The sequence below is a fragment of the Nonomuraea sp. NPDC001699 genome, assembly GCF_053596455.1.
In genome coordinates this window covers 923,805-946,799 of the sequence record NZ_JBSFGF010000001.1, presented here as the reverse complement: position 1 = coordinate 946,799, position 22,995 = coordinate 923,805, and the positions used below count along the sequence as shown (strand labels likewise).

Sequence of the window (22,995 nt, the reverse complement as noted above, 5' to 3'; positions counted from 1 at the left end):
CCCCTTACTGGAAAGCTTCTTTACCTTTTCTGCGGCCTGAAACGGCACGAAATCCCAGCTCAGGGGGCCATATCACCGTGTTATAGGAAATTTGTTGGGTACCGGGCCGCGCCATCCCGGTGTCACCCTGTGTTCATCCCCAGCCGGCCGGGGCTCTTCCACTCCACACCCCCCTGAGGAGCCAGAGAGTGAACCCCAAACTCAGGTTGGGGGCTGCCGCAATGCTCGCGCTAGCCCTGACCACCAGCTCGCTGGTGGGCGCCACGAGCGCCACAGCCCAAGCGTCGCAGGTGGCCGATCCTCCCACCGCCGACGACCGCAGGAACGCGATCGCCACCGCACACAACGCGATCCAGGCCGACTCGGCGGCATTGCTGGCATCCGAGCAGGACACGTTCACGCTGACGTCGACCGTCGAAGGCGTCCGCGGTCTGCAGTACCTGACCTACGCCCGTAAGCACGCGGGCCTGCCCGTGTACGGCGGCGAAGTGGTCGTCACCACGGACGCGTCCGGCGCGGTGGTCGACACGGTCACCACCGGACAGCGCACGAAGATCGGGATCGGCACGAAGGCGAAGGTGACCGCCGCCCAGGCCGCGGTGACGGCCAGGGCCAAGGTGGCCAGGGTCGAGACCGTCGCCACGCCCGTGCTGTCCGTCCACGCCACCACGACGACCCCGCGCCTGGCCTGGGAGGTCCTGGTCACCGGCGCCAACGCCACCGGCCACGAGAGCAAGCTCCACGTCTACGTGGACGCCCTCACCGGCAAGGTCATCGACGAGTGGGACGAGGTGCGCGACGGCACCGGCAACAGCTACTACGTCGGCACCGTGACCATCGACACCAGCCCCTCGTACACGATGCGCGACCCCCGCAGGAGCGGCGTGGCGTGCGGCGGCCAGAACGGCTCGCCGTACACGAAGACCACCGACACCTGGGGCAACGGCTCGGGCACGAACCTGGAGACCGCCTGCGTCGACGCCCTGTACGCCGCGCAGCGCGAATGGGACATGCTGAGCGCCTGGCTCGGCCGCAACGGCATCAACGGCCAGGGCGGCGGTTACCCGGCCCGCGTCGGCCTGGCCGACGTCAACGCCTACTGGAACGGCCAGTACGGCTCCTTCGGCCACAACTCCGCCAACTCCCAGCAGCTCACGTCGATGGACGTCGTCGGCCACGAGTTCGGCCACGGCATCTTCCAGTTCACCAGCGGCGGCTCCGGCAGCGGCAACGAGACCGGCGGCATGAACGAGTCCACCGGCGACATCTTCGGCGCGCTGACCGAGGCGTACGCCAACAACCCGAACGACCCGCCGGACTACCTGGTCGGCGAGGAGGTCAACCTCTCCGGGTCCGGGCCGATCCGCAACATGTACAACCCGTCGGCCCTGAGCCACCCCAACTGCTACAGCACCTCCATCCCGAACACCGAGGTGCACGCGGCGGCCGGCCCGCAGAACCACTGGTTCTACCTCGTGGCCGAGGGCACCAACCCCTCGGGCAAGCCCGCGAGCACCCGCTGCGACAACGGCGCCGCGATCACCGGCATCGGCATCCGCAAGGCCGGTGAGGTGTTCATGTCCGCGCTGAACAACAAGACCCAGCCGTGGACGCACGCCAAGGCCAGGGTCGCCACCCTCCAGGCCGCCAAGACCCTGTACCCGGGCAGCTGCACCGAGTTCAACGTGGTCAAGAACGCCTGGGACGGCGTCAGCGTCCGGGCCCAGTCCGGCGAGCCGACCTGCACCCAGGGCAGCAACGACTTCTCGGTCAACCTGAACCCGGCCTCCGGCAGCGTCACTCCGGGCCAGAGCACCACGACCACGGTCAGCACCACCGTGACCGGCGGCTCGGCGCAGTCGATCACCCTGCGGACCGGCACCCTGCCGGCCGGCGTGACCGCCTCGTTCAGCCCGGCCACGATCACCGCCGGTCAGAGCTCCACGCTGACGATCAGCACCTCGGCGAGCAGCCCGCAGGGCAGCCACTCCATCGCGATCACGGCCGACGGCACCGACGTCGACCGGCAGGCCACCTACAACCTGCAGATCGGGCAGAGCTCGCCGAACGACTACTCCTTCGGCGTGACCCCGTCGTCGGCCTCGGTCCAGGCCGGTCAGTCGGCCACCGCCACGGTCAGCACGCAGGTCACCGCCGGTCAGGCGCAGAGCATCGCCCTGTCGGCGAGCAACGTGCCCTCGGGCGTGACGGTCAGCTTCAGCCCGTCCACGATCACCGCCGGGCAGTCGTCCACGGTGACGTTCGCGACCACGAGCGGTGTGACGCCCAGCACGTACACGATCAGCCTGAACGCCGACGGCGCGAGCGCCGACCACTCGGCCTCCTTCAGCCTGACGGTGGGCGGCGGCCAGGGCACCACGTGGCAGACCTACACGGCCTACACGGCCGGGCAGACCGTCACCTACCAGGGCGTCAGCTACCGCTGCCTCCAGGCGCACACCAGCCTGCCGGGCTGGGAGCCGCCCAACACCCCTGCCCTCTGGCAGCCGGTCTAAGTCGCACGACCTGGGCGGCCACGCCGGGGTGGCCGCCCAGCCCCCTTGAGCCCCTTCAGGAGCCACAGATCGTGAACGCCATGCTCAGGTTGGGCGCCGCGGCCACCGCCGCGCTGGCCCTGACCCTCACCTCGCCGGCCGGACCGGCCGGCGCCGCCGCCGACCCCCCGCCTGACATCCCCGTCTCGAACGTCACGGCGCATCTGAGCCAGTTGCAGTCCATCGCCACGAGCAACGGCGGCAACCGCGCCTCGGGCAGGCCGGGCTTCACCGCCTCGATCAACTACATCAAGGGCAAGCTCGACGCGGCCGGGTTCACCACCCGGGTGCAGAGCTTCAGCGGCGGCAGCAATCTGATCGCCGACTGGCCGGGCGGCCCGGCCAACCAGACCGTGATGCTCGGCGCCCACCTCGACAGCGTCGCGGCCGGCCCCGGGATCAACGACAACGGTTCCGGCTCGGCCGCGCTCCTGGAGAACGCCCTCACCCTCGCCGCCCGCAGGCCCACGCTCACCAAGCACGTGCGGTTCGGCTGGTGGGGCGCCGAAGAGGCGGGCATGGTCGGGTCCAGGTACTACGTGCAGAACGGCGGCGCGAGCGGCGTCGAGGTGTACCTGAACTTCGACATGATCGCCTCGACCAACGCCGGTTACTTCGTCTACGACGACGACGCGGCGATCCAGCGGACCTTCAACGACTACTTCGCCACCATCGGCCTGCAGACCGAGGGTGACAGGGAAGGCGACGGCCGCAGCGACCACGCCTCCTTCAAGAGCGCCGGTGTCCGGGTCGGCGGCCTGGCCACGGGGGCCGGGGCGGTCAAGAGCTCGGCTCAGGCCGCCAAGTGGGGCGGCTCGGCCGGGCAGGCGTTCGACCGCTGCTACCACAGCGCGTGCGACAGCTACCCGAGCGCCATCAACACCACGGCGCTCGACCGCAACTCCGACGCCATCGCGTACGCCATATGGAAGCTCGCCGTGGGCACCAGCACGCCCACGGAGAACGACTACTCGATCTCGGTGACCCCGTCGTCGGCATCGGTCCAGGCCGGTCAGTCGGCTACCGCGGCGGTCAGTACCCAGGTCACGTCCGGCCAGGCGCAGAGCGTCGCGCTCTCCGCCGGGAATGTGCCGAGCGGGGTCACCGTCTCCTTCAGCCCGTCCACGATCCAGGCGGGCCAGTCGTCCACCGTCACGGTCGCCACCACCGGCGGCGCCGCGGCGGGGACGTACACCATAGGGATCAACGGCGACGGGGCGACGGCGGACCACTCCGCCTCCTTCACCCTGACCGTCGGAGGGGACGGCCAGGGCACCACCTGGACGGCTTACAAGTCGTACACGGCCGGAGACGTCGTCACTTACCAGGGGGTCAGCTACCGCTGCCTCCAGGCGCACACCAGCCTGCCGGGCTGGGAGCCGCCGAACGTGCCCGCCCTCTGGGCGCGCGCCTGATCCCCACGCGGGCCGGTTCGCGCCGGCCCGCGTCCAGGCTGCCGCGTGCGAGCTGACCTGCCATGACCGGCTCGCGCGCGGCCACCAACGCGGCCGCGGCCCCGCCTCTCCGGGGCCGCGGCCGCTTTTCGCTGCGTGCGGTGTGCCGGCGAGATCCAGGGGCGAAGCGCGACAACACCCCCATGTCGGCACTAGGCTGACGGACATCACCGGCGAAACCGTGCGGGAGAGCACTCTGACATCCGGTCAGGGTCCCTGAAGGAGCAAGCCCTCCCCGCGAACCTCTCAAGGCAAAGGACCGCGCGGCAGCCCTGTAAGGCGTTCTTACGGGGAGGTGACCTCTGGAAAGCAGGCCCTGGGGGCCTCGCCGAAGGTGAAAGTCCGGTAAAACTCGGGCGAAGCTCTCAGGCATCCATGACAGAGGGGGAGGATGCTGGCATCCAATCCTGTCCTGAGGTGCGACAAATGTCCCGACCTACGCCGCTACGAGACGTCCACGAGGCCCTAGGCGCCACGCTGACCGACTTCGCCGGGTGGCTCATGCCGCTCCGGTACGGCAGCGAGTCGGCGGAGCACAAAGCCGTACGCGAGGCGGCCGGGCTGTTCGACCTCTCGCACATGGGCGAGATCTTCCTGACCGGGCCGCAGGCCGCAGACGCCCTCGACTACGCGCTGGTCGGCCACCTGTCGGCGCTCGCGCGCGGCCGGGCCAGGTACACGATGATCGTGGACGAGCGCGGCGGGGTGCTCGACGACCTGATCGTCTACCGGCTGGCGGACGAGGAGTTCATGGTGGTGGCCAACGCCTCGAACTCCGACAAGGTCCTAGAAGAGCTGAAAAATCGTACGAAGTCGTATGACGCGGTGGTCGATGACCGCTCCCAGCAGTACGCCCTCATCGCCATCCAGGGCCCGAGGGCCCAGGAGATCCTGGCCACGCTCACCGACGCCGACCTCGACGGCCTCAAGTACTACGCGGGCCTGCCCGGCCAGGTCGACGGCCGCCAGGCGCTCATCGCCCGTACCGGCTACACCGGCGAGGACGGCTTCGAGCTGTTCGTCGCCAACCAGGACGCCGTGCCGCTATGGCGCGCCCTGGAGGCGGCCGGCGAGCCGCACGGGCTCAAGGCCGCCGGTCTGTCCAGCCGCGACACCCTCAGGCTGGAGGCCGGCATGCCGCTCTACGGCAACGAGCTGAGCTCCGACCTGACCCCGTTCGACGCGGGGCTGGGCAGAGTGGTGAAATTCGACAAGCCCGGTGACTTCGTCGGCCGGGCGGCGCTGGAGGCGGTCAAGGACGACCAGCCCCGCCGCCGCCTCGTCGGCCTGGTCGCCCAGGGCCGCCGGGTGCCGCGTCACGGTTACCCGGTCACCCGCGACGGCGCCGTCGTCGGCGAGGTCACCAGCGGTGCGCCCTCCCAGACCCTGGGGAAGCCCATCGCGATGGCCTACGTGGACGCCGGGGTCGACACAGGTCTGGCCGTGGACATCCGGGGCAGCCAAGAACCTATGGACCTGGTCGAGCTGCCCTTCTACAGGAGGAACAAGTGAGCAACATCCCTGACGACCTGAACTACACCAAGGAGCACGAGTGGGTGTCGGGCGTGGACGACGGCATCACCGTGACCGTCGGCATCACGGCCTTCGCCGCCGAGGCTCTTGGTGACGTCGTCTTCGTGCAGCTCCCCGAGGTCGGTTCGACCGTCGAGACGGGTGACTCGGTCGGCGAGGTCGAGTCCACCAAGTCGGTGAGCGAGATCTACTCGCCCGTCGGCGGCGAGATCGTCGAGGTGAACCAGGCCGTGGTCGACGACCCGTCCCTGGCCAACAGCGACCCGTACGGCGACGGCTGGATGTTCCGCGTGCGCATGGAAGGCGACGCGGAGGACCTGCTGTCCGCCGAGGAGTACACCGCGCTCACCTCAGGCGAGTCCTGACACCAACGCCGGGGCCCGCGGCGGGCCCCGGCACTTCCTGAACTGAAGGGCGCCCATCAATGGCGATCAGCGTCTTCGACCTCTTCAAGATCGGCATCGGACCGTCCAGCTCCCACACCGGCGGCCCGATGGCCGCCGCGCACAAGTTCGCCCGTGGTCTGCACGACGACGGCCTGCTCCCCCGCGTGGCCCGCGTCGAGGTCATCCTGTACGGCTCGCTCGGCCTGACCGGCAAGGGCCACGGCAGCGACAAGGCGGTGCTGCTGGGCCTGTCCGGCGAGAAGCCCGAGCTGGTCGACGTCGACTCCATCGACGCCCGCCTGGCCGAGATGCGCGCCTCGGGCACGGTCACGCTGTTCGGCACCCGTGAGATCCCCTTCGTCGTGGGCCAGGACCTCGTCTTCGAACGCAAGATCTCCCTGCCCGAGCACCCCAACGGCATGCGCTTCACCGCCCGCGACGAGCACGGCGAGACCCTGCGCGAGAAGGTCTACTTCTCCGTCGGCGGCGGCTTCGTCGTGGACGAGAAGGCCACGGGCGCCGACCGCATCAAGCCCGACGACACCGTCCTGCCCTACCCGTTCGCCTCGGGCGAGGAGCTGCTCAAGCACTGCTCGAACACCGGCCTGTCGATCTCCGCGCTGATGCTGGAGAACGAGAAGGCGTTCGGGCGCACCGAGGAGGAGATCCGCTCGGGCATCCTCGACCTCTGGCGTGTGATGTCGGAGTGCGTGCGGCGCGGCATCACCAAGGAGGGCGTGCTGCCCGGCGGCCTGAAGGTCAAGCGCAGGGCCAACCAGCTCCACCGGCGGCTTCAGTCCGAGTCGGCCGAGAAGGACCCGCTGCAGGCGATGGACTGGGTGGCGCTGTTCGCCCTGGCCGTCAACGAGGAGAACGCCGCCGGCGGCCGCATCGTCACCGCCCCCACCAACGGCGCCGCCGGCATCATCCCGGCCGTGCTGACGTACTACACCAGGTTCGTCCCTCGCGCCGACGACGACGGCGTGGTGCGTTTCCTGCTCACGGCGGCCGCGATCGGCGTGCTGTTCAAGGAGAACGCCTCGATCTCCGGCGCCGAGGTCGGCTGCCAGGGCGAGGTGGGCTCGGCCTGCTCGATGGCCTCCGCCGGGCTCACCGAGGTCATGGGCGGCACCCCCGAGCAGGTGGAGAACGCCGCCGAGATCGGCATCGAGCACAACTTGGGGCTGACCTGCGACCCGATCGGCGGGCTGGTGCAGATCCCGTGCATCGAGCGCAACGCCGTGGCCTCCAACAAGGCCATCACGGCCGCCAGGATCGCGCTGCGCGGCGACGGCCGCCACTTCGTGGCCCTGGACAAGGCCATCAAGACCATGCGCGACACCGGCCGCGACATGCTGGACAAGTACAAGGAGACCTCACGCGGCGGCCTGGCCGTCAACGTGATCGAGTGCTGACGCGCCTCCGAGTGGTACCGTAGAGTTGTACCACTCGGAGGAGGCGACCATGTCCATCACCGCCAGCGAAGCTCGCCGTCGTCTGTTCCCCCTCATCGAAGAGGTCAACAACGACCGCAACGCCGTGGAGATCGTCTCCAAGAACGGCAGCGCCTACCTTGTGGCGGCCGAAGAGTACGAGGCCCTTCGGGAGACCGCCTACCTGCTGCGTTCCCCGGCCAACGCGCGCCGGCTGATCGAGTCCTACCAGGAGGCCGTCCAAGGGCGTCACGAGCGGCACGAGTTGACGGGCGACGAGGCTGATCGGTGAAAGTGGCGTTCACGAGCCAGGGGTGGGAGGACTACGTCCACTGGCAGACAGCCGACCGGCAGACCCTGAAGCGCGTCAACCGGCTCATCGAAGACGTCCTGCGTGATCCGTACGAGGGCATCGGCAAACCCGAGCCGCTCAAGTACGCGCTGGCGGGCGCCTGGTCCCGGCGCATCACCGACGAGCATCGCCTGGTGTACCTCGTCGCACACGACGAGATCGTCGTCCTCCAGGCTCGCTACCACTACGAGTAGAGAGACCTCACGCGGCGGCCTGGCCGTCAACGTGATCGAGTGCTGACGCGCCGGGGCCCTCCGCGTGGGAGGGGCCCCGGGCCTGTCTCCAACCGTGTCTCAGGCGGACGAGCGGCAGACCACCGTGGTGGTGTGCCCGTTCACGCAGATCAGGCCGAACGCGGGACTGAGGGCCTGGGCCAGCAGGCCGGGCAGGTGTTCGCCCACGCAGTGCATCTGGCCGTCCGCCCCGGTCATGCAGGGGATCAGCGGGAAGCCGTCGGCAGATTCCGCGTGGGCGGCGGGCGCGCCGAGGGCGAGTACGAGAGCTGCGGCGGCGAAAGCGCCGATGATGCGGTGAATGACGACCTCCCGATCGGATTCGACGACGAAGGCGCTGGTCCGCGCCTTCCTTTTCTGCAGGGACGAGCTTTTCCCGCAAGGACGAGCAGCCGGCTGAGTGGTCAGCGGCGCTCGGCCGGTTGGCGGCGGACGTGGACGCGGACGACCGCCGGCGTCTCGTCGTCGCGTACCTCGCGGCGGATGCGGCCGACGATGTCCTGGTCGAGCTTGGTCACCACCGCGCCGACGTCCGCGTCGGAGGGGCAGGTCAGGGCGACGCGCAGGCCGTTGTCGGCGGCCCGTACGCCCGCCCGGCCCAGGCCGTCCACGCCTTTGAGGCCCACGCACAACATGGCCGTGCCGGTGCCGCTGGCCGCGCCCCGGCGGCCCCAGCCCAGGCTGAGCACCAGCCAGCGCACCGCGAGCATGGACAGGATCAGCAGGGCGAAGGCCAGCAGCCACAACGTCCAGGGGTCGGCCGCCAGCGTACGGGCGAACTCGGCGGGCAGGACCTTGGCGTTGCGCGGCAGGTCGAAGAGCAGTCCCTTGGCGCGCAGCCAGCCGTAGCCGCCCGCGCCGAGCAGGGTGAGCCCGACCAGGGCCAGGCCGACGCGGTTGCCCGTGTACTGCCGCATCACACGCCCTTCCTGCGCAGCCGGACGACGACCTCGCCGGTGCCGAGCGTGCCGACGCCGGCCAGCCGGTCGCCGACCGCCGTGCCGACCTGCCGGAGCATCGTGCCGGAGCTCTCCGGCCCGGTCACGACGGTGACCTCGATGGTGCGCCGGCGCAGCCGTACGCGGGCCCGCTCCACCCCGTTGACCTTCTGGGCGGCCGAGCGCAGGGTCCGGCGCAGCCCGGCGCGGGTGATGCCGATGACGATCAGCGGGTCGGACGTCTCGACCGGGACCGTCCTGGAACGTCCCGGCACGATCGCGAGCAGCAACATCAGCAGCCCGGCCCCGGCGGTGAGCAGGGCGGCGAAGGAGACCTGCGGCCACGTCCGCGCGCCGGCCAGCTCGATCGCCTCGTTCACCGGGACCCAGCCGAGCGGTTTGCCGAGCAGCGACGTCACGACCTCGGCGGTCGTGGCGCCGAGCACGGCGGCCAGGAAGAGGGCGACGAGGGCGCCCGGCAGCGTACGGGCCGGTCTGAGCGCCCTTCTCGCCCTGCGCAGCCCGGTGTGCTGGGCGGTGATGGCTGCGGGCACCATCTGCTGAAGCGTGGTCATCACAACGACAGACGTACATGGGTCCGCCGGGCCCACGTCCGCGCCCTCGCCGCCCATTTGCCCGATCATTACGGCCGCACCAAGGAATGTGAACCTCCCCGGCCGTCCGGGCCCCCGCCCATGCCGCACCGGGCCGCCAATGAATATGAACCCCCCTCATATTCATTCGCCCGATATGCCGTTACCCTGCTGCCATGGATGACCGCCAGCGCTACGACCGCGCCACCGCGGCGCTCGAACCGCCCTTCGCGATCCTCGACCTGGCGGCCATGCGGGCCAACGCGGCCGACCTGGTACGCCGCGCCGCGGGCAAGCCGATCCGGGTGGCCAGCAAGTCCGTGCGCAGCCGCGCCGTCCTCGAACGCATCCTGGCCATGGACGGCTTCCGCGGCATCATGGCCTTCACCCTCCCCGAGGCCCTCTGGCTGGCCGGGCAGGGCTTCACCGACATCCTGGTCGCCTACCCGACGGCCGACCGGCACGCGCTCGCCGCCCTGGCCGCCGACCCGCGGGCCGCCGCCGAGATCGCGATCACCGTCGACTCCCGCGAGCAGCTCGACTTCGTCGAGAAGGCCGTGTCCGGCGTGCACCCCAGGGCCGAGCTGCGGCTCTCCCTCGACGTGGACGCCGGCTACGTCGCGCTCGGCGGCAAGTTCCGGGCCGGCGCGCTCCGCTCCCCCGTACGCGAGCCCCACCAGGCCGCCGACCTGGCCACGGCCATCGCCAAGCGTCCCGGGCTCCGGCTGGTGGGCGTCATGGCCTACGAGGCGCAGATCGCCGGGGTCGGCGACGACCCGCCGGGCAACGCCGCCTTCGCCCGCGTCGTACGGCTCATGCAGGCCCGCTCAGCCCGCGAGCTGATCGTCCGCCGCGGCCGCATCGTGCACGCCGTACGCCAGATCGCCGACCTGGAGTTCGTCAACGGCGGCGGCACCGGCTCGATCGAGACGACGGTCAGGGAGAAGGCGGTCACCGAGGTCGCCGCCGGCTCGGGCTTCTTCCACCCGCGGCTGTTCGACTTCTACCGGCGTTTCAGCGGCCGTCCGGCGGCCCTGTTCGCGCTGCCGGTCGTCCGCCGCCCGGGGCCGGACACGGTGACGGTGCTGGGCGGGGGCTACCTCGCCTCAGGCCCTCCCGGGCCGAGCCGCCTGCCTCAGCCGTACCTGCCCGCCGGCCTGCGGTACGCGCAGGACGAGGGCGCGGGCGAGGTGCAGACCCCGCTGCTGGGCCAGGCGGCCCAGGAGCTGCGGGTCGGGGACCGGGTGTGGTTCAGGCACGCCAAGGCGGGCGAGATGTGCGAGCGCTTCGACACCCTCCACCTCGTGGACGGCGACACCGTGATCGAGTCGGTGCCCACGTACCGGGGCGAGGGCAGGACGTTCCTCTGACCCCGTCCCCGGCCCTTGCCCCGGGACGTCAGCGCCGGCGGCGCCTGCGCCGGAACAGGACGATCGCCGCGCCGACGACCAGCACCGCGCCCACGCCGATGAGCACCGGCGCCAGGTTGGGCTGCTCGTCGTCCCACACCCCTTCGGGCTTGTCGCCGTAGTCGACCGGGCGGGCGGTCACCCCGAGGGCGTCCCCCACGGACGCCACGAAGTGGCCCGCCCTGGTCTTGACATCGGCGACCGTACGCTCGGCGACCCGCTTGGGGCTCACCCGGTCGGCGATGGCGTCGACCGTCTGCGCCAACTCCGCGCGCGTGCGCGCGATCCGCCGCTCCAACTCGTCTGGATCGGTGTCAGCCATGGCTCTCCTTCCGACCGTACGCGTGGTCGCGCCCGCTACGCGGTCCGTCGCGAGCTCCGTCCGTTCTGGTCGTGATCAGTCTGTCAGGTCGGCGTGCCGTACGGCACAGCGGCCAGGCCGGTAGGTTTGCCGGGAGAACTCAGGAGGGCCCATGACAGAGACCAAGCTCGCGCCCGGCGACGCCGCGCCCGAGTTCACGCTACCCACCGCCGACGGCGGCACCGTCTCCCTCGACAGCCTTCGCGGCAAGAGGGTGATCCTCTATTTCTACCCCGCCGCGATGACGCCCGGCTGCACCAAGCAGGCCTGCGACTTCCGCGACAACCTGAGCCAGCTGACCGGCGAGGGTTTCGCCGTCCTCGGCGTGTCGAAGGACAAGCCCGAGAAGCTGGCCAAGTTCGTCGCCCGCGACGCCCTGACCTTCCCCTTGCTGTCGGACCCCGAGCTGGCCGTCCACCAGGCGTACGGCGCGTACGGCCCGAAGAAGCTCTACGGCAAGGAGATGATCGGCGTGATCCGCTCGACGTTCGTGATCGACGCCGACGGGAAGATCGAGCAGGCGCTCTACAACGTGAAGGCCACCGGGCACGTGGCCTCGCTCAAGAAGAAGCTCGGCCTGGCCTGAGACCGTCCCGCGGGCCCCGCGCGCAAGGGGCCCGCGGTCGTCGCGGAAGGCTGCCCGGCCACGGCCGGAGCGCTAAGCTGTTCCCAGCCCGCCTCGGCGGGATCGCGGGCGTGGCGAAATGGCATACGCGGCAGGTTTAGGTCCTGTTGGTGGAGACACTGTGGGGGTTCGAGTCCCCCCGCCCGCACACGCACCAGCGGCGATGGCTCAGAAGGTCGCGCTGCCCGGGAGGCCGGGTCGCGCGGTGCTTCCTCTTCACCGCGCGACCCGCGTCTCGATCATGATCCGCCATCACGATCTCCCTTTACCGCCCGCGAGGGGCGCTCCCATGAACCACCATGCCGTGTCCCCCGTAAGACCCATGTAAGACCTGGGTCGTACGACGACTTCCCCCTTGAGGCGGACAAACCCCGGGCGGGGCTTACATATCGTGATGATGTGTTCGGCAGGGTACGGGCGTGGTCGACGCGCCATGGCGGGCTGGTGAGCGTCCTTCGGGTCGCCCCCCTCGCCGTCTTCAGCTTGCTCCTGGCGATTCCCTACGCCTCGCTCACCCCGGTGGAGGGCAGCAGGTACCTGGGCGTGCCGGGCTACGTGGCGCTCTCGGTGCTGCTGCTGGCGCCGCTGTTGTGGCGGCGCAGGCCGCTGGAGGCGTACGCGGCGATCACGCTGATCTCCTTCGGGCAGTGGCTGGCCCACATCGACCCGTTGCCCGCCAACCTCGCGGTCATGGTCGCGCTCTGGACGGTCGCCTCCGAGCGCCCCTTCCGGTGGGCCCTGGCGGCCGGGCTGGTGGCCGAGCTGGGGATCTTCCTGGCGCTGGTGAACTGGTCCGCGACCACCTTCGGCATGTTCTTCAGCGGCTCGATCTTCGTCATCACCATCTGGCTCGCCGGCCTGTACGCCAACACCCGCCGTCGCTATCTCGAAGGGCTGGAGGAACGCGCGGAACGCGCCGAGCGCGAACGCGACCAGCAGGCCAGGATGGCCGCGGCGGCCGAGCGGACCAGGATCGCCAGGGAGCTGCACGACGTGGTGGCCCACAACGTCAGCGTGATGGTGGTGCAGGCCGACGGCGCCGGCTTCGCCCTCGACAGAGACCCCGAGCAGGCCCGGCTGGCCGTACGGAACATCTCCAAGACCGGGCGGGCGGCCCTGGCCGAGATGCGCAGGATGGTGGGCGTGCTGCGCGAGAGCGAGGACGACGACACCGACTACACCCCGCAACCCGGCCTGGGACAGCTCGAAGACCTGGTGCGCGGCGCCGGCGTCCCGGCCAGCCTGCGCATCGGCGGCGTGCCCGGCGAGCTTCCCGAGGGACAGCAGCTGGCCGTCTACCGCATCGTCCAGGAGGCGCTGACGAACGCGCTCAAGCACGGCGGCCCGCACGTCCACGCGCGGGTCGAGATCGACTACGGCGGCCCCGAGCTGGTCGTCCGGGTGACCGACGACGGCCGGGGCGCCGCCGCGCCGCGCAGCCCCGACGGGCACGGCCTGATCGGCATGCGCGAACGCGTCGGCATGTACGGCGGCGCGGTCTCGGCGGGCCCCCTGACCGGCGGCGGCTTCGAGGTGCTGGCCCGGCTCCCGACGGCGAGGGCGGCGTGATGATCAGGGTCATGCTGGTCGACGACCAGGAACTGCTGCGGGCCGGGTTCAGGATGGTGCTCGGCGCCCAGCCGGACATCGACGTGGTGGCCGAGGCCGGCGACGGCGTGGCGGCCCTGGAGCTGCTGGAACGCGTCGAGGTGGACGTCGTGCTGATGGACGTCCGCATGCCGCGCATGGACGGCGTCGAGGCCACCAGGCACATCGACGGGCCGAAGGTGCTCATCCTGACCACGTTCGACCTCGACGAGTACGCCCTGGCCGCGATCAAGGCGGGCGCGGCCGGGTTCCTGCTGAAGGACGTGCCGCCCGCCGACCTGGTCAACGCCATCAGGCAGGTGCACGCGGGCGACGCGGTGGTCTCGCCGCGCACGCTGCGCAGGATGCTGGACCGGTTCGCCGCCCAGTTGCCGGTGGAGGAGCTGCCCGCGGCGACCGAGCTGACCCCGCGCGAGCGGGAGGTGCTGCTCATGGTGGCCCGCGGCCTGTCCAACATGGAGATCGCGAACCGCCTTGAGGTCGCCGAGGCCACCGTGAAGACGCATCTGGGCCGGGTGCTGGCCAAACTGGGGCTGCGCGACCGGGCCCAGGTGGTCGTGTACGCGTACGAGGCGGGGCTCGTCGTCCCCTCGCATCGGCCGAAAGGCTGACGGGGGTCGTCTGAGGTCCTACACGAAGTCCCTCCTCAGGGCCCACAAATCCTGACCTTTCCACTCCTAGCGTTGGTCGCGACGAGAAATTGCGACAAGGAGTGAAAGTGACCCTCACCGATTCCCGGCGCGCGGCCCCGCCCGCGGTGGTGGCCAAGGCCCTGACCAAGGTGTACGGCCAGGGCGACGCCCAGGTCCACGCCCTTCGCGGCGTGGACGTGGCCTTCGCGACCGGCGCCTTCACGGCGATCATGGGCCCGTCCGGTTCCGGCAAGTCGACGCTCATGCACTGCCTGGCCGGGCTCGACACCGCCAGCTCGGGCACGGTGCACATCGGCGACGTGGAGCTGACCGGCCTGGCCGACCGGCAGCTCACGCTGCTGCGCCGGGAGCGGATCGGCTTCATCTTCCAGGCGTTCAACCTGCTGCCCACGCTGACCGCCGAGCAGAACATCAGGCTGCCCCTGGACATCTCCGCCCGGCAGGCGGACGAGGAGCTGTTCGCCCGGGTCATCGACACCGTCGGCCTGCGCGACCGCCTCGGGCACCGGCCGACGGAGCTGTCCGGGGGACAGCAGCAGCGCGTGGCCGTCGCGCGGGCCCTGATCAGCAAGCCGCAGGTGATCTTCGCCGACGAGCCCACGGGCAACCTCGACTCGCGCAGCGGCTCGGAGATCCTCTCCTTCCTGCGCACCTCGGTCCGCGAGCTGGGCCAGACCATCGTCATGGTCACGCACGACCCGGTCGCGGCGGCGTACGCCGACCGGGTGGTGTTCCTGCGCGACGGCGAGCTGGTCACCGAGATCGGTTCGCCGTCGCCGCAGGCGGTCCTCGACACGCTCATGAAGCTGGAGGGCTGAGGTGCTGAAGACGGCGCTGGCCGGGCTGCGCGCGCACAAGCTCAGGCTGCTGCTCACCTCGCTGGCGATCACGCTGGGCGTGGGCTTCATCGCGGGCACGTTCGTGCTGAACGACACCATCCAGGCGGGCTTCTCCCAGCGCGTCACCGCCGACGCCGACAAGGTGGACGTGGCCGTCCTGCCCAAGGAGCGCGACGGCGTCCTGCCGGAGAAGGCCCTCGAACGGGTGCGCGCCCTCGCCGGCGTGACCGAGGCGCAGGGCCTGATCCGCGACCCCGCGCCGCTGCTCGGCAAGGACGGCAGGGCGGTCGGCAGCAGCCCGACCACGGCCCTGTCCATCGTCCCCGGCCCGCTGGACCGCACCTCGATCGTCGCGGGCACCGGCCCCGGCAGCGACGACCAGGCAGCCGTGCTGGACAAGAACACCGCCAAGTCGCAGGGCCTGCGGCTCGGCGACACGATCACCGTGCTCGACCGCAGGCAGGCCCCGCAGCAGTTCCGGCTGGTCGGCCTGCTCGACCCCGGCGTGGACCAGGAGCTCTCCTTCACCGGCGCGGTGGGCTTCACCGCGGCCACCGCGCAGCGCATGACCGGCGCCAAGGGCTACCGCGAGATCGACGTCGCCGGTTCGGGCCCCGGGCTGAAGCAGGCCGTCGCGGCGGCGCTCGGCAACGCGTACGAGGTCAAGTCCGGCGCGGAGCTGGCCGACGACCTGGCGGCCTCGGCCGGGCTGTCGATGCGCACGCTGACCGTCGGCCTGCTGCTGTTCGGGGCCGTGGCGATGATGGTGGCCGCGCTGGTCATCTACAACACCTTCACCATCCTCGTCGCGCAGCGCACCCGGGAGATGGCGCTGCTGCGCTGCATCGGCGCGACGCGCGGGCAGGTGTTCGGCTCGATCGTGCTGGAGTCGTCCGTGGTCGGGCTGCTCGCCTCCGCGCTCGGCCTGCTCGCCGGGTACGGGCTGGCCGTGCTCGCCCTGACGCTGCTGGCCGCGTTCGACGCCCCCATGCCCACGGACGCGGCGGTCGCGCTGACCCCGGCCACCGTCGGGATCGGCCTGGCCGTCGGCCTGCTGGTCACCATGTTCGCGGCCCTGCTGCCCGCGCGGGCGGCCACCCGCGTGCCGCCGGTCGCGGCGCTGCGCGCCCAGCCGGAGGAGCAGGACTTCCGCACCGGCCTGCTGCGCTGGGTGTTCGCCGGGCTGTTCCTGCTGGCCGGGGCCGGTACGACCGCCTTCGGCGTGGCGGCGCTGCCGGCGGGCGAGCCGGGCACGCTGTTCGTCGTGATGGCCGGCGGCGCGCTGGTCTTCCTGGCCGTGCTGATCCTCGGGCCGGTGCTGGTCAGGCCGCTGAGCGCGATGGTGGGCTGGGTCCCGGCCAAGCTGTTCGGCGTGCCCGGACGCCTGGCGCTGGACAACTCGGCGCGCAACCCGCGGCGTGCCGCGACCACCACGGTGGCGCTCACCATCGGCGTCACGCTGATGACGCTGATCTCGGTGCTCAGCGCCTCCACCCGGCTGACCGTCTGGAACAAGCTCGACGAGCAGTTCCCCGTCGACTACATGCTGGCCGGCCAGGTGCAGGACAGCGGGGTGCCCCGGTCGGTGGCCGAGAAGCTGCGCGGCCGGCCGGAGCTGGCCTCGGTGCTGCAGATCCGCGAGACCCCCGGCAAGGTGGGCGACCGGCGCTTGGACATCGGCACCTACCACGGGACCGTCAGCCCCGAGGTGCTCTCCGGCTCGATGGCGGGCCTGTCGGCCGGGCAGGTCGCGCTGCTCGACTACGCGGCCTCCGCCCTGGGCGTCAAGGTCGGCGACACGGTCACGGTCAGGACCCAGCGGGCCGGGTCGGTGCCGCTGAAGGTCGTGGCCGTCCTCGCCGGGACGAACTCCACCCTGCCGCCGCTCACCGTCGCCGAGCGGCCGTTCGACACCTACTACGACCGGGTGCCGGACTCCCGCGTGATGATCAACATTCGCGACGGCGTGGCGGCCGACCAGGCCCGGCAGGTGGTCAGGGCCGCGATCGCGCCTTATCCCACCGTCCAGATGGCGAGCTCGACCGAGGTACGCGGTCAGTTCGACGAGACCCTGGACATGCTGCTCATGATCGTCACCGGGCTGCTCGGGCTGGCGATCCTGATCTCGCTGCTCGGCATCGCCAACACCCTGTCGTTGTCGGTGCACGAGCGCACCAGGGAGTCGGCGCTGCTGCGGGCGCTCGGGCTGACCCGGCCGCAGCTGCGGCGGATGCTCTCGGTCGAGGCCGCGATGCTCGGCCTGATCGGGGCGCTGGTCGGCGTGGTGCTCGGCGGCGTGTTCGGCTGGGCCGCGGTCCAGGCGATGTTGCCCGGGGCGGTCTTCTCCGCGCCGCTCGGGCAGATCGCGCTGTTCGTGGTGCTGTCGGGGCTGGCGGGCGTGCTGGCCGCCGTGGTGCCGGCGCGGCGCGCGGCCCGGGCGTCGATCGTGGGGTCGTTGGCCACGGGGTGATCCCGATAAAACCGAATAAAAGCGAAAAATCAGGATAGAGGGTACGCGCAGGGGCAGCGCGGGCCTCCCACGGCGGGTGTCGTGGGAGGCCCGCGCGGCCACGCCCATGCCAACGGGTCGGGCGCCTCATGGGGGCGGCGCCCGACCTCGCGCGCCTCATGGGGGGCGGCGCCCGACCTTCCGGGGCGTCGCCCGCCGTCGCCCGCCCCCTCTACCCTCGCCTTTCCAGGCGCTGCCCCGCCCCCGACCCCTGCCTTTCCGGGGTCAGCGTGGGGTGCGGCCGGGCCAGAGTTCGGCGACGGTTTCGGGGTCGAGCAGGGGCCGGACGACGACCTCCCCCGACGCCTTGTCGATCACGATGCAGGCCCCGCCGACCGTGTCCGGCAGGGTGGTGGGATCGTCGGGGTCGAGCTCCCGGACCCAAGCGACATACCCGTCATGGAAGCCGTACAGGCCCACCGACAGCGGCTCGTCCGGCGGGCGGGTCCCGTTGAAGTACTCCTCCGCCAGCGCCCTGGCCTGGTCCATGTTCATCGCGGCCGTCCCTGCCGATCGAAGATCATGCAGAACACCCCCGTCACCGTCGCGTACGGCGGCTCGACCGACATGTGCCCCCGCTGGGCGTCGATCCAGATCACCTCGCTGCCGGAGTTGACCGCGTTCCAGACGTGCGAGCCGCCGCCGGGCCAGCGCACCACGATGACCGCGCCGGCACCGTGCCCCGCCTCCAGCAGCCGACGCGCGACCATGGGATAGGCGTGCCGGCCCTGGCCCGCGTACTGGAACTTCTGGCCGGTCCACCGCTCGATCCTGGCCGCTCCCCCTTGCTCGCCGGTGAGCAGCGGCCGGCCGATCCGGTCGTACTCGGGGAGCCGGGGGGCGGCGGTGGCGGGCTCGCCGTGCCAGGTGGACAACACGGCCAGGGCGCAGTCGGCGGCGTTGGAGGCCCGGAACGGGTCGTCCGCCGGGCCGCCACCGTTGATCAGCCTGACCCAGGTGCCGCGCGGGTCGGGGAACCTGGTCCCGAACTCCAGCGCCTGCCTCAGATCCCGCTCGACCTGCGGGTCCGGCTGTGCCAGGCCGCCCGGCAGCCCGTACGGACGGGACTCGACCAGTCTCGGCGGCCTCCGCTCCCCCTCGAACCAGTCCGCGCCGGCCCTGTTCCTCGCCCGATCGATCCGGACCTCCAGCGGATGCCGCCCATCCCCCGTACGTCCCGTACCTCCGGAACCCGCGAGCCGATCACTGCTTCCGAGATCCAACCGCCGCATCCCGCTGACGGCCGCTCCGAACCCCCGCGGCGTCGCCGCCCCCGGCTCACCCCGATGCGGCCCGGCCCCCGGTGCCGCGTCCCCACCCGGCCCGGCTTCCCAGGCATCGGCTCCCGGCTGACGATCCCCACGCACCTCGACGTCCCCTGGATCGTCCCCTGGATCGCCTGCCCCGGAGGCGGTCCCGCGCAGTTCAGCCTTGTGGAGGCCGCCCGGCGCGCTTCCGTTCGGGACGGGAGCCGCGCCCGAGTGGGGCATCGGGCCAGGCGCCTCCTCGCCGGCGACCTCTCGGCCGTCGGGCGTGCCCGTCGGCGCTTCCCGATGGCCAGGCGCGCTGGTTCGCGCGTCCCCGATGGACGGCACGTCGGCGGGGGCCTGTGGGGTGATCACCTCAGCGCCGCTCAAGGCGGTCAGCCCGTCGAGGTCCGGCGTCAGGCCGTTCGCGGGGTCGGGGTGTGCCTTCGGACGTGCGGCGAGACGGTTCAGGGCGTCCAGGCTGAACGTCAGGCCGTACGGCGTCTCAGTGCGGGACGGGCCGGGCGGTGGCCCTGGACGGGTGGCGAGGCCGGTGAGCACGTCCAGCGCCGAGGCCACGCCGGGGGCGGAGCCCGTGTCCGACGCCGTGGTCAGGTCGGAAACCACAGCCTCGTCCGAGGTGGAGGTCACGTCGCAAGGGGAGGCCGGCTCCCAAGCCGGGGTCACACCGCGAGCAGAAGCCGCGTCCGACGTGGAGGGCGTGCCCGTTGCTCGGGCGGGGGCCGGGTGGGAGGGAGGCGGCTCGGGGAGGCCGGGCGGTGGGGTGGGTCCCTCCGCGGGGCTGTGGCCGGCGCGGGAGGGGCAGGGCGCTAACGGGGCCGAGCCCTCACGGGAGGAGGGGAACTCGGTGGTGGCGGGCGTGTCGCCGGGGACGTCCTCGGCGGCACGTTCGTAGTCGAGCCACCGGACCCCCTCCCCCACCACCGGGTTGTACTGCCCCTCCGGAAGGACCCCTCGGACGCTCGACTTGCGTTCGCGGAACACGTCCTGCCTCCTGTCCTGCTTGGACGACCGATCGTAGAGCGGTCGTCGCGTCCCGGAAGGTGAAGTGGGGAAGATTATCCGTTCGGGCCGTCGGCTTTACCTGCGCAAACGTCCGCGAATCAGGCCACCTGGACCGTCACCGCCGGCCATCCGGTGGCGCCGTCGGGGGCGGGGGGCGCCTGGCGCTCGGTCTGGGTACGTCCCGCCGCGTCCGTCGTCCGCGCCTCGATCGTGTGCTGCCCGGGGGTGGCGTCCCAGTCGAGCGCCCACTGCCGCCAGGTGTCCGGCCCCGGCACGGCGGCCAGCCGCGCCTGCCGCCACTCGCCGCCGTCGACCCGCACCTCGACGGCCTCCACCCCGGTGTGCTGCGCCCACGCCACCCCGGCGATCGCCGTGCGACCGGCCTTCAGGGAGTCCCCGGTCTTCGGTACGTCGATGCGCGACTGCGTCTTGATCGGCGCCTTGGCGGCCCAACCGCGCGGCGTCCAGTACGCCTCGTCCTGGTCGAACCTGGTCACCTTGACGTCCACCACCCACTTGGTGGCCGACACGTAGCCGTACAGACCGGGCACGACCTGGCGTACCGGGAAACCGTGCTCGAAGGGGAGCGCCTCGCCGTTCATGGCGACGGCGAAGAGCGCCTCGCGGCCGTCCATCACGACGTCCACGGGGGTGCCGCAGGTGAAGCCGTCCTCGGACGTGGACAGCAGCATGTCGGCACCCGGCTGGAGCCCGGCCCGGCGCAGCACGTCCGCCATGCGTACGCCCAGCCAGCGGGCGTTGCCGACGTACGGGCCGCCCACCTCGTTCGAGACGCAGGTCAGGGTGATGTCGGCCTCGGTGAGCGGCAGGTTCAGCAGCTCGGCGTAGGTGAGCTCGACCGGCTTGTCCACCATGCCGTGGATGCGAAGCGTCCAGGCACGCGGGTCCACCTGGGGGACGACGATGGCCGTATCAACCCGATAGAAGTCCTGATTTTTCGTGGTGAAGGATGACAGGCCGGGGATGTGGAAGTCTGTACCGGCCGGGAGTGGTGGGGCGGGCCTCGCGGGCGTGGGCAGTGCCAGGTTGCCCCGCACTGTGTCCAGCTCCCGCCGCCCGCCGAGCTGCCGCCCCAGCACGGCGGCCGCCCCGGCCACCACGATCCCGCCCGCCACCCCGGTGATCAGCCGCCGCCGGTCGAAACCGCGCTCCACCACCGTGGCACCCCCGGCCCGCATCACGGCCGGCCGCTCCACGACCCGCTCGCCGCCCCCGACCTCCTCACCCTCGGCCCCGGACACCCCAGCCTCGGGAACCTCAGGCGGGGAAGTCTCGCCCCGGGAAGTGTCGGCCGGGGGAACCTCAGCCCGGGAGATCTCAGCCCCGGAGACCTCGGGCCGCGCAGCCGCACCCGGCTCAGGAGCCGGAACCGTCCCGGAAGCCGGAACGGCGAGCCCGCCTCCGGCGCGCCGGAGCAGCCAGCCCAAGGCCAGCCCCCCGCACACGACCCCCACCACCGTCGGCAGCACGTCAACCGCGCCCGCCCCCGGGCGGGTGAGCACCGCGACGGCACCCACCACCCCGAACCCGGCCAGCCCGACATACCCATACAGGAGCCGCCGCCGTGCCAGCACCCCGATGACGGCCGCGATCCCGGCGAGCACCACCAGCACGCCCCCGACGAGGACGGTCTTGTCGTTCTCCCCGAACGTGTTGATCGCGAAATCCTTGACCGGCGCGGGCGTCAGATCGACGGCGGTGTCCCCCACCGCCACCACCGGAAAGGTCTCAGGCCCCGCGAACCCGGCGACGAGCTGCGCGATCCCGAGCGCCAGCGCGCCCGCCGTCAGCCCCGCCAGGGCGCCGGCCCAGGCGGGTACCGTCTCGTTCTTCTGCACGGTACGACGTTACGTCGCCCACGGTCAGGAGGTTCTTACGCGGTGGTTACGAGCCGACGATGTCGCGCACGATCGGCGCCAGCGCACGGAAGGCGCGGCCCCGGTGGCTGATGGCGTCCTTCTCGTCGGGAGACAGCTCGGCGGTGGTGCGGTCGTGGCCGAGCGGCACCAGGATCGGGTCGTAGCCGAAGCCGTTGGTGCCCCGCGGGGTGGTGATCAGGTGACCGGGCAGCGTGCCCTCCACCACCCGGTGCTCCCCGGACGGCAGCGCGAGCGCGGCGGCGCAGGCGAAGTGCGCGGACAACTTCTCGGCGGGCACGTCGGAGAGCTGGGCCAGCAGCAGGTCGAGGTTGGCCTGGTCGTCGCCGTGACGGCCGGACCAGCGGGCCGAGAAGACGCCGGGCATGCCGTTGAGCACGTCGACGCAGAGCCCGGAGTCGTCGGCCACGGCCGGCAGCCCGGAGCCGTTGGCGACGGCGTGCGCCTTGAGCAGCGCGTTCTCCTCGAAGGTGACGCCGGTCTCGGCGACCTCGCCGATCTCGGGGAACTCCTCCAGCCCGACGATCTCGAACCCGACGAGGATGCGCCGCAGCTCCGCGATCTTGCCCGGGTTGCGGGTGGCGAGCACGATCTTCATGCGCCCAGCGCCTCCTGCTGGATCAGGGTGAGCTCCTCGCACCCGGCGGCTGCCAGGTCGAGCAGCTGGTCGAGGGCCGCGCGGTCGAAGGGCACGCCCTCGGCGGTGCCCTGCACCTCGACGAAGGCGCCCTCACCGGTCATCACGACGTTCATGTCGGTCTCGGCGGCGACGTCTTCGGTGTAGCACAGGTCGAGCATGGGGACCGAGCCGACGACGCCGACGGACACGGCCGCGACCGAGCCGATCAGCGGGTCTCCCGGGCACATCTTGCGCGCCTTCATCCAGGAGACGGCGTCGGCGAGCGCGACGTACGCGCCGGTGATCGCGGCGGTCCTGGTGCCGCCGTCGGCCTGGAGCACGTCGCAGTCGAGCAGAATGGAGTTTTCGCCCAGGGCCTTGTAATCGACGCAGGCGCGAAGTGATCTTCCGATCAACCGGGAAATCTCGTGGGTGCGCCCGCCGATTTTGCCGCGGACCGATTCACGATCATTACGGGTATTGGTCGCCCGAGGGAGCATGGCGTATTCGGCCGTAACCCAGCCCTGGCCGCTGCCCCTGCGCCAGCGCGGCACGCTGTCCTGCACCGACGCCGCGCACAACACCCTCGTGCCGCCGAACTCGACCAGGACCGAACCCTCGGCGTGCGCCAGCCACTGCCGGGTGATGGTGATGGGGCGGAGCTGGTCGGGGTTGCGGCCATCCTGTCGGGACATGCAGATCACCCTATCTCCGTGGCACGACA

General features: G+C 71.5%; 22 protein-coding genes, 1 tRNA gene and 2 riboswitches. Of the genes, 14 read left to right on the top strand and 9 right to left on the bottom strand.

What is annotated here, in order from left to right; genetic code table 11:
* Positions 1-221: 221 nt before the first annotated feature.
* The 7 genes from ACWCSU_RS04560 to ACWCSU_RS04530 all read left to right on the top strand — a co-directional run bounded on the left by ACWCSU_RS04560 (position 222) and on the right by ACWCSU_RS04530 (position 7,907).
* The gene (locus tag ACWCSU_RS04560; protein WP_364088855.1) at positions 222-2,516 is read left to right on the top strand and encodes a M4 family metallopeptidase; all 2,295 of its coding nucleotides are present in this window, start codon (positions 222-224) and stop codon (positions 2,514-2,516) included.
* Between the two features lie 80 nt (positions 2,517-2,596).
* Positions 2,597-3,970 carry a M28 family peptidase gene (locus ACWCSU_RS04555; RefSeq protein ID WP_357695257.1) on the top strand — a complete coding sequence of 458 codons (1,374 nt, stop codon included), beginning with the start codon at positions 2,597-2,599 and terminating at the stop codon, positions 3,968-3,970.
* A 213-nt stretch (positions 3,971-4,183) separates the two neighbouring features.
* Positions 4,184-4,281, top strand: a riboswitch (glycine riboswitch).
* 20 nt (positions 4,282-4,301) lie between these two features.
* A riboswitch (glycine riboswitch) is annotated at positions 4,302-4,401 on the top strand.
* A 34-nt stretch (positions 4,402-4,435) separates the two neighbouring features.
* Complete coding sequence (gene gcvT, locus ACWCSU_RS04550; RefSeq protein WP_449933513.1) at positions 4,436-5,521, top strand: glycine cleavage system aminomethyltransferase GcvT; 1,086 nt, start codon at positions 4,436-4,438, stop codon at positions 5,519-5,521.
* Positions 5,518-5,907 carry a glycine cleavage system protein GcvH gene (gcvH, locus tag ACWCSU_RS04545; protein ID WP_357695253.1) on the top strand — a complete coding sequence of 130 codons (390 nt, stop codon included), beginning with the start codon at positions 5,518-5,520 and terminating at the stop codon, positions 5,905-5,907. Before gcvT ends, gcvH begins: the two co-directional genes overlap by 4 nt.
* 59 nt (positions 5,908-5,966) lie before the next feature.
* Positions 5,967-7,343 (top strand): L-serine ammonia-lyase, encoded by a 1,377-nt coding sequence (locus ACWCSU_RS04540; RefSeq protein WP_449933511.1) that lies wholly within the window; start codon positions 5,967-5,969, stop codon positions 7,341-7,343.
* A 49-nt stretch (positions 7,344-7,392) separates the two neighbouring features.
* Positions 7,393-7,653, top strand: coding sequence for a type II toxin-antitoxin system Phd/YefM family antitoxin (locus tag ACWCSU_RS04535; RefSeq protein ID WP_364088863.1), 261 nt, complete (start codon positions 7,393-7,395; stop codon positions 7,651-7,653).
* Positions 7,650-7,907, top strand: coding sequence for a Txe/YoeB family addiction module toxin (locus ACWCSU_RS04530; protein WP_364088866.1), 258 nt, complete (start codon positions 7,650-7,652; stop codon positions 7,905-7,907). Before ACWCSU_RS04535 ends, ACWCSU_RS04530 begins: the two co-directional genes overlap by 4 nt.
* Positions 7,908-8,006: 99 nt before the next feature.
* Here the strand turns inward: ACWCSU_RS04530 and ACWCSU_RS04525 are convergent, their stop codons facing one another.
* The 3 genes from ACWCSU_RS04525 to ACWCSU_RS04515 all read right to left on the bottom strand — a co-directional run bounded on the left by ACWCSU_RS04525 (position 8,007) and on the right by ACWCSU_RS04515 (position 9,441).
* On the bottom strand, positions 8,007-8,144 hold the full coding sequence (locus ACWCSU_RS04525) for a hypothetical protein (protein ID WP_449933508.1): 138 nt from the start codon (positions 8,142-8,144) through the stop codon (positions 8,007-8,009).
* Between the two features lie 206 nt (positions 8,145-8,350).
* Positions 8,351-8,863: a hypothetical protein gene (locus ACWCSU_RS04520; RefSeq protein WP_357695247.1), complete on the bottom strand. Its 513-nt coding sequence runs from the start codon at positions 8,861-8,863 to the stop codon at positions 8,351-8,353.
* Positions 8,863-9,441 carry a DUF6286 domain-containing protein gene (locus tag ACWCSU_RS04515; RefSeq protein WP_357695245.1) on the bottom strand — a complete coding sequence of 193 codons (579 nt, stop codon included), beginning with the start codon at positions 9,439-9,441 and terminating at the stop codon, positions 8,863-8,865. Before ACWCSU_RS04515 ends, ACWCSU_RS04520 begins: the two co-directional genes overlap by 1 nt.
* A gap of 212 nt (positions 9,442-9,653) precedes the next feature.
* Here ACWCSU_RS04515 and ACWCSU_RS04510 point away from each other — a divergent pair, with 212 nt between their 5' ends.
* Entirely contained in the window at positions 9,654-10,847 is a 1,194-nt protein-coding gene (locus ACWCSU_RS04510) for an amino acid deaminase/aldolase (protein WP_449933505.1), read from the top strand.
* Positions 10,848-10,875: 28 nt separating this feature from the next.
* Here the strand turns inward: ACWCSU_RS04510 and ACWCSU_RS04505 are convergent, their stop codons facing one another.
* On the bottom strand, positions 10,876-11,208 hold the full coding sequence (locus ACWCSU_RS04505; protein ID WP_357695242.1) for a DUF3618 domain-containing protein: 333 nt from the start codon (positions 11,206-11,208) through the stop codon (positions 10,876-10,878).
* 151 nt (positions 11,209-11,359) lie between these two features.
* On the opposite strand from ACWCSU_RS04505, the gene bcp reads away from it, so the two are divergent.
* The 6 genes from bcp (at position 11,360) to ACWCSU_RS04475 (ending at position 17,442) form a co-directional block, all read left to right on the top strand.
* Entirely contained in the window at positions 11,360-11,833 is a 474-nt protein-coding gene (gene bcp, locus ACWCSU_RS04500) for a thioredoxin-dependent thiol peroxidase (RefSeq protein WP_397352161.1), read from the top strand.
* Between the two features lie 104 nt (positions 11,834-11,937).
* Positions 11,938-12,020, top strand: a tRNA-Leu gene (locus tag ACWCSU_RS04495).
* A gap of 251 nt (positions 12,021-12,271) precedes the next feature.
* On the top strand, positions 12,272-13,441 hold the full coding sequence (locus ACWCSU_RS04490; RefSeq protein WP_449933502.1) for a sensor histidine kinase: 1,170 nt from the start codon (positions 12,272-12,274) through the stop codon (positions 13,439-13,441).
* Positions 13,441-14,091 (top strand): response regulator transcription factor, encoded by a 651-nt coding sequence (locus ACWCSU_RS04485; protein WP_357695238.1) that lies wholly within the window; start codon positions 13,441-13,443, stop codon positions 14,089-14,091. Before ACWCSU_RS04490 ends, ACWCSU_RS04485 begins: the two co-directional genes overlap by 1 nt.
* Before the next feature lie 107 nt (positions 14,092-14,198).
* Complete coding sequence (locus ACWCSU_RS04480) at positions 14,199-14,951, top strand: ABC transporter ATP-binding protein (protein ID WP_364088883.1); 753 nt, start codon at positions 14,199-14,201, stop codon at positions 14,949-14,951.
* Position 14,952: 1 nt separating this feature from the next.
* Positions 14,953-17,442, top strand: a complete 2,490-nt coding sequence (locus ACWCSU_RS04475) for an ABC transporter permease (protein WP_449933499.1) — start codon at positions 14,953-14,955, stop codon at positions 17,440-17,442.
* A 264-nt stretch (positions 17,443-17,706) separates the two neighbouring features.
* Here the strand turns inward: ACWCSU_RS04475 and ACWCSU_RS04470 are convergent, their stop codons facing one another.
* The 5 genes from ACWCSU_RS04470 to rph all read right to left on the bottom strand — a co-directional run bounded on the left by ACWCSU_RS04470 (position 17,707) and on the right by rph (position 22,966).
* Positions 17,707-17,976 carry a hypothetical protein gene (locus ACWCSU_RS04470; protein ID WP_357695232.1) on the bottom strand — a complete coding sequence of 90 codons (270 nt, stop codon included), beginning with the start codon at positions 17,974-17,976 and terminating at the stop codon, positions 17,707-17,709.
* The gene (locus ACWCSU_RS04465) at positions 17,973-19,379 is read right to left on the bottom strand and encodes a toxin glutamine deamidase domain-containing protein (RefSeq protein WP_449933497.1); all 1,407 of its coding nucleotides are present in this window, start codon (positions 19,377-19,379) and stop codon (positions 17,973-17,975) included. Before ACWCSU_RS04465 ends, ACWCSU_RS04470 begins: the two co-directional genes overlap by 4 nt.
* Before the next feature lie 473 nt (positions 19,380-19,852).
* The gene (locus ACWCSU_RS04460; RefSeq protein ID WP_449933494.1) at positions 19,853-21,613 is read right to left on the bottom strand and encodes a molybdopterin-dependent oxidoreductase; all 1,761 of its coding nucleotides are present in this window, start codon (positions 21,611-21,613) and stop codon (positions 19,853-19,855) included.
* Between the two features lie 46 nt (positions 21,614-21,659).
* Positions 21,660-22,250, bottom strand: a complete 591-nt coding sequence (gene rdgB, locus ACWCSU_RS04455) for an RdgB/HAM1 family non-canonical purine NTP pyrophosphatase (protein ID WP_357695228.1) — start codon at positions 22,248-22,250, stop codon at positions 21,660-21,662.
* Positions 22,247-22,966 carry a ribonuclease PH gene (gene rph / locus ACWCSU_RS04450; protein ID WP_357695226.1) on the bottom strand — a complete coding sequence of 240 codons (720 nt, stop codon included), beginning with the start codon at positions 22,964-22,966 and terminating at the stop codon, positions 22,247-22,249. Before rph ends, rdgB begins: the two co-directional genes overlap by 4 nt.
* Between the last annotated feature and the right edge of the window lie 29 nt (positions 22,967-22,995).

What these genes read in the sequence shown, in the direction of transcription:
- ACWCSU_RS04470 (WP_357695232.1), bottom strand. Translation starts at nt 17,976, where the DNA reads ATGAACATGGACCAGGCCAGGGCGCTGGCGGAGGAGTACTTCAACGGG.
- ACWCSU_RS04520 (WP_357695247.1), bottom strand. Translation starts at nt 8,863, where the DNA reads ATGCGGCAGTACACGGGCAACCGCGTCGGCCTGGCCCTGGTCGGGCTC.
- ACWCSU_RS04535 (WP_364088863.1), top strand. Translation starts at nt 7,393, where the DNA reads ATGTCCATCACCGCCAGCGAAGCTCGCCGTCGTCTGTTCCCCCTCATC.
- bcp (WP_397352161.1), top strand. Translation starts at nt 11,360, where the DNA reads ATGACAGAGACCAAGCTCGCGCCCGGCGACGCCGCGCCCGAGTTCACG.
- ACWCSU_RS04540 (WP_449933511.1), top strand. Translation starts at nt 5,967, where the DNA reads ATGGCGATCAGCGTCTTCGACCTCTTCAAGATCGGCATCGGACCGTCC.
- ACWCSU_RS04510 (WP_449933505.1), top strand. Translation starts at nt 9,654, where the DNA reads ATGGATGACCGCCAGCGCTACGACCGCGCCACCGCGGCGCTCGAACCG.
- ACWCSU_RS04505 (WP_357695242.1), bottom strand. Translation starts at nt 11,208, where the DNA reads ATGGCTGACACCGATCCAGACGAGTTGGAGCGGCGGATCGCGCGCACG.
- gcvT (WP_449933513.1), top strand. Translation starts at nt 4,436, where the DNA reads ATGTCCCGACCTACGCCGCTACGAGACGTCCACGAGGCCCTAGGCGCC.
- ACWCSU_RS04485 (WP_357695238.1), top strand. Translation starts at nt 13,441, where the DNA reads ATGATCAGGGTCATGCTGGTCGACGACCAGGAACTGCTGCGGGCCGGG.
- ACWCSU_RS04525 (WP_449933508.1), bottom strand. Translation starts at nt 8,144, where the DNA reads ATGACCGGGGCGGACGGCCAGATGCACTGCGTGGGCGAACACCTGCCC.
- ACWCSU_RS04555 (WP_357695257.1), top strand. Translation starts at nt 2,597, where the DNA reads ATGCTCAGGTTGGGCGCCGCGGCCACCGCCGCGCTGGCCCTGACCCTC.
- ACWCSU_RS04515 (WP_357695245.1), bottom strand. Translation starts at nt 9,441, where the DNA reads ATGGTGCCCGCAGCCATCACCGCCCAGCACACCGGGCTGCGCAGGGCG.
- ACWCSU_RS04560 (WP_364088855.1), top strand. Translation starts at nt 222, where the DNA reads ATGCTCGCGCTAGCCCTGACCACCAGCTCGCTGGTGGGCGCCACGAGC.
- rph (WP_357695226.1), bottom strand. Translation starts at nt 22,966, where the DNA reads ATGTCCCGACAGGATGGCCGCAACCCCGACCAGCTCCGCCCCATCACC.
- rdgB (WP_357695228.1), bottom strand. Translation starts at nt 22,250, where the DNA reads ATGAAGATCGTGCTCGCCACCCGCAACCCGGGCAAGATCGCGGAGCTG.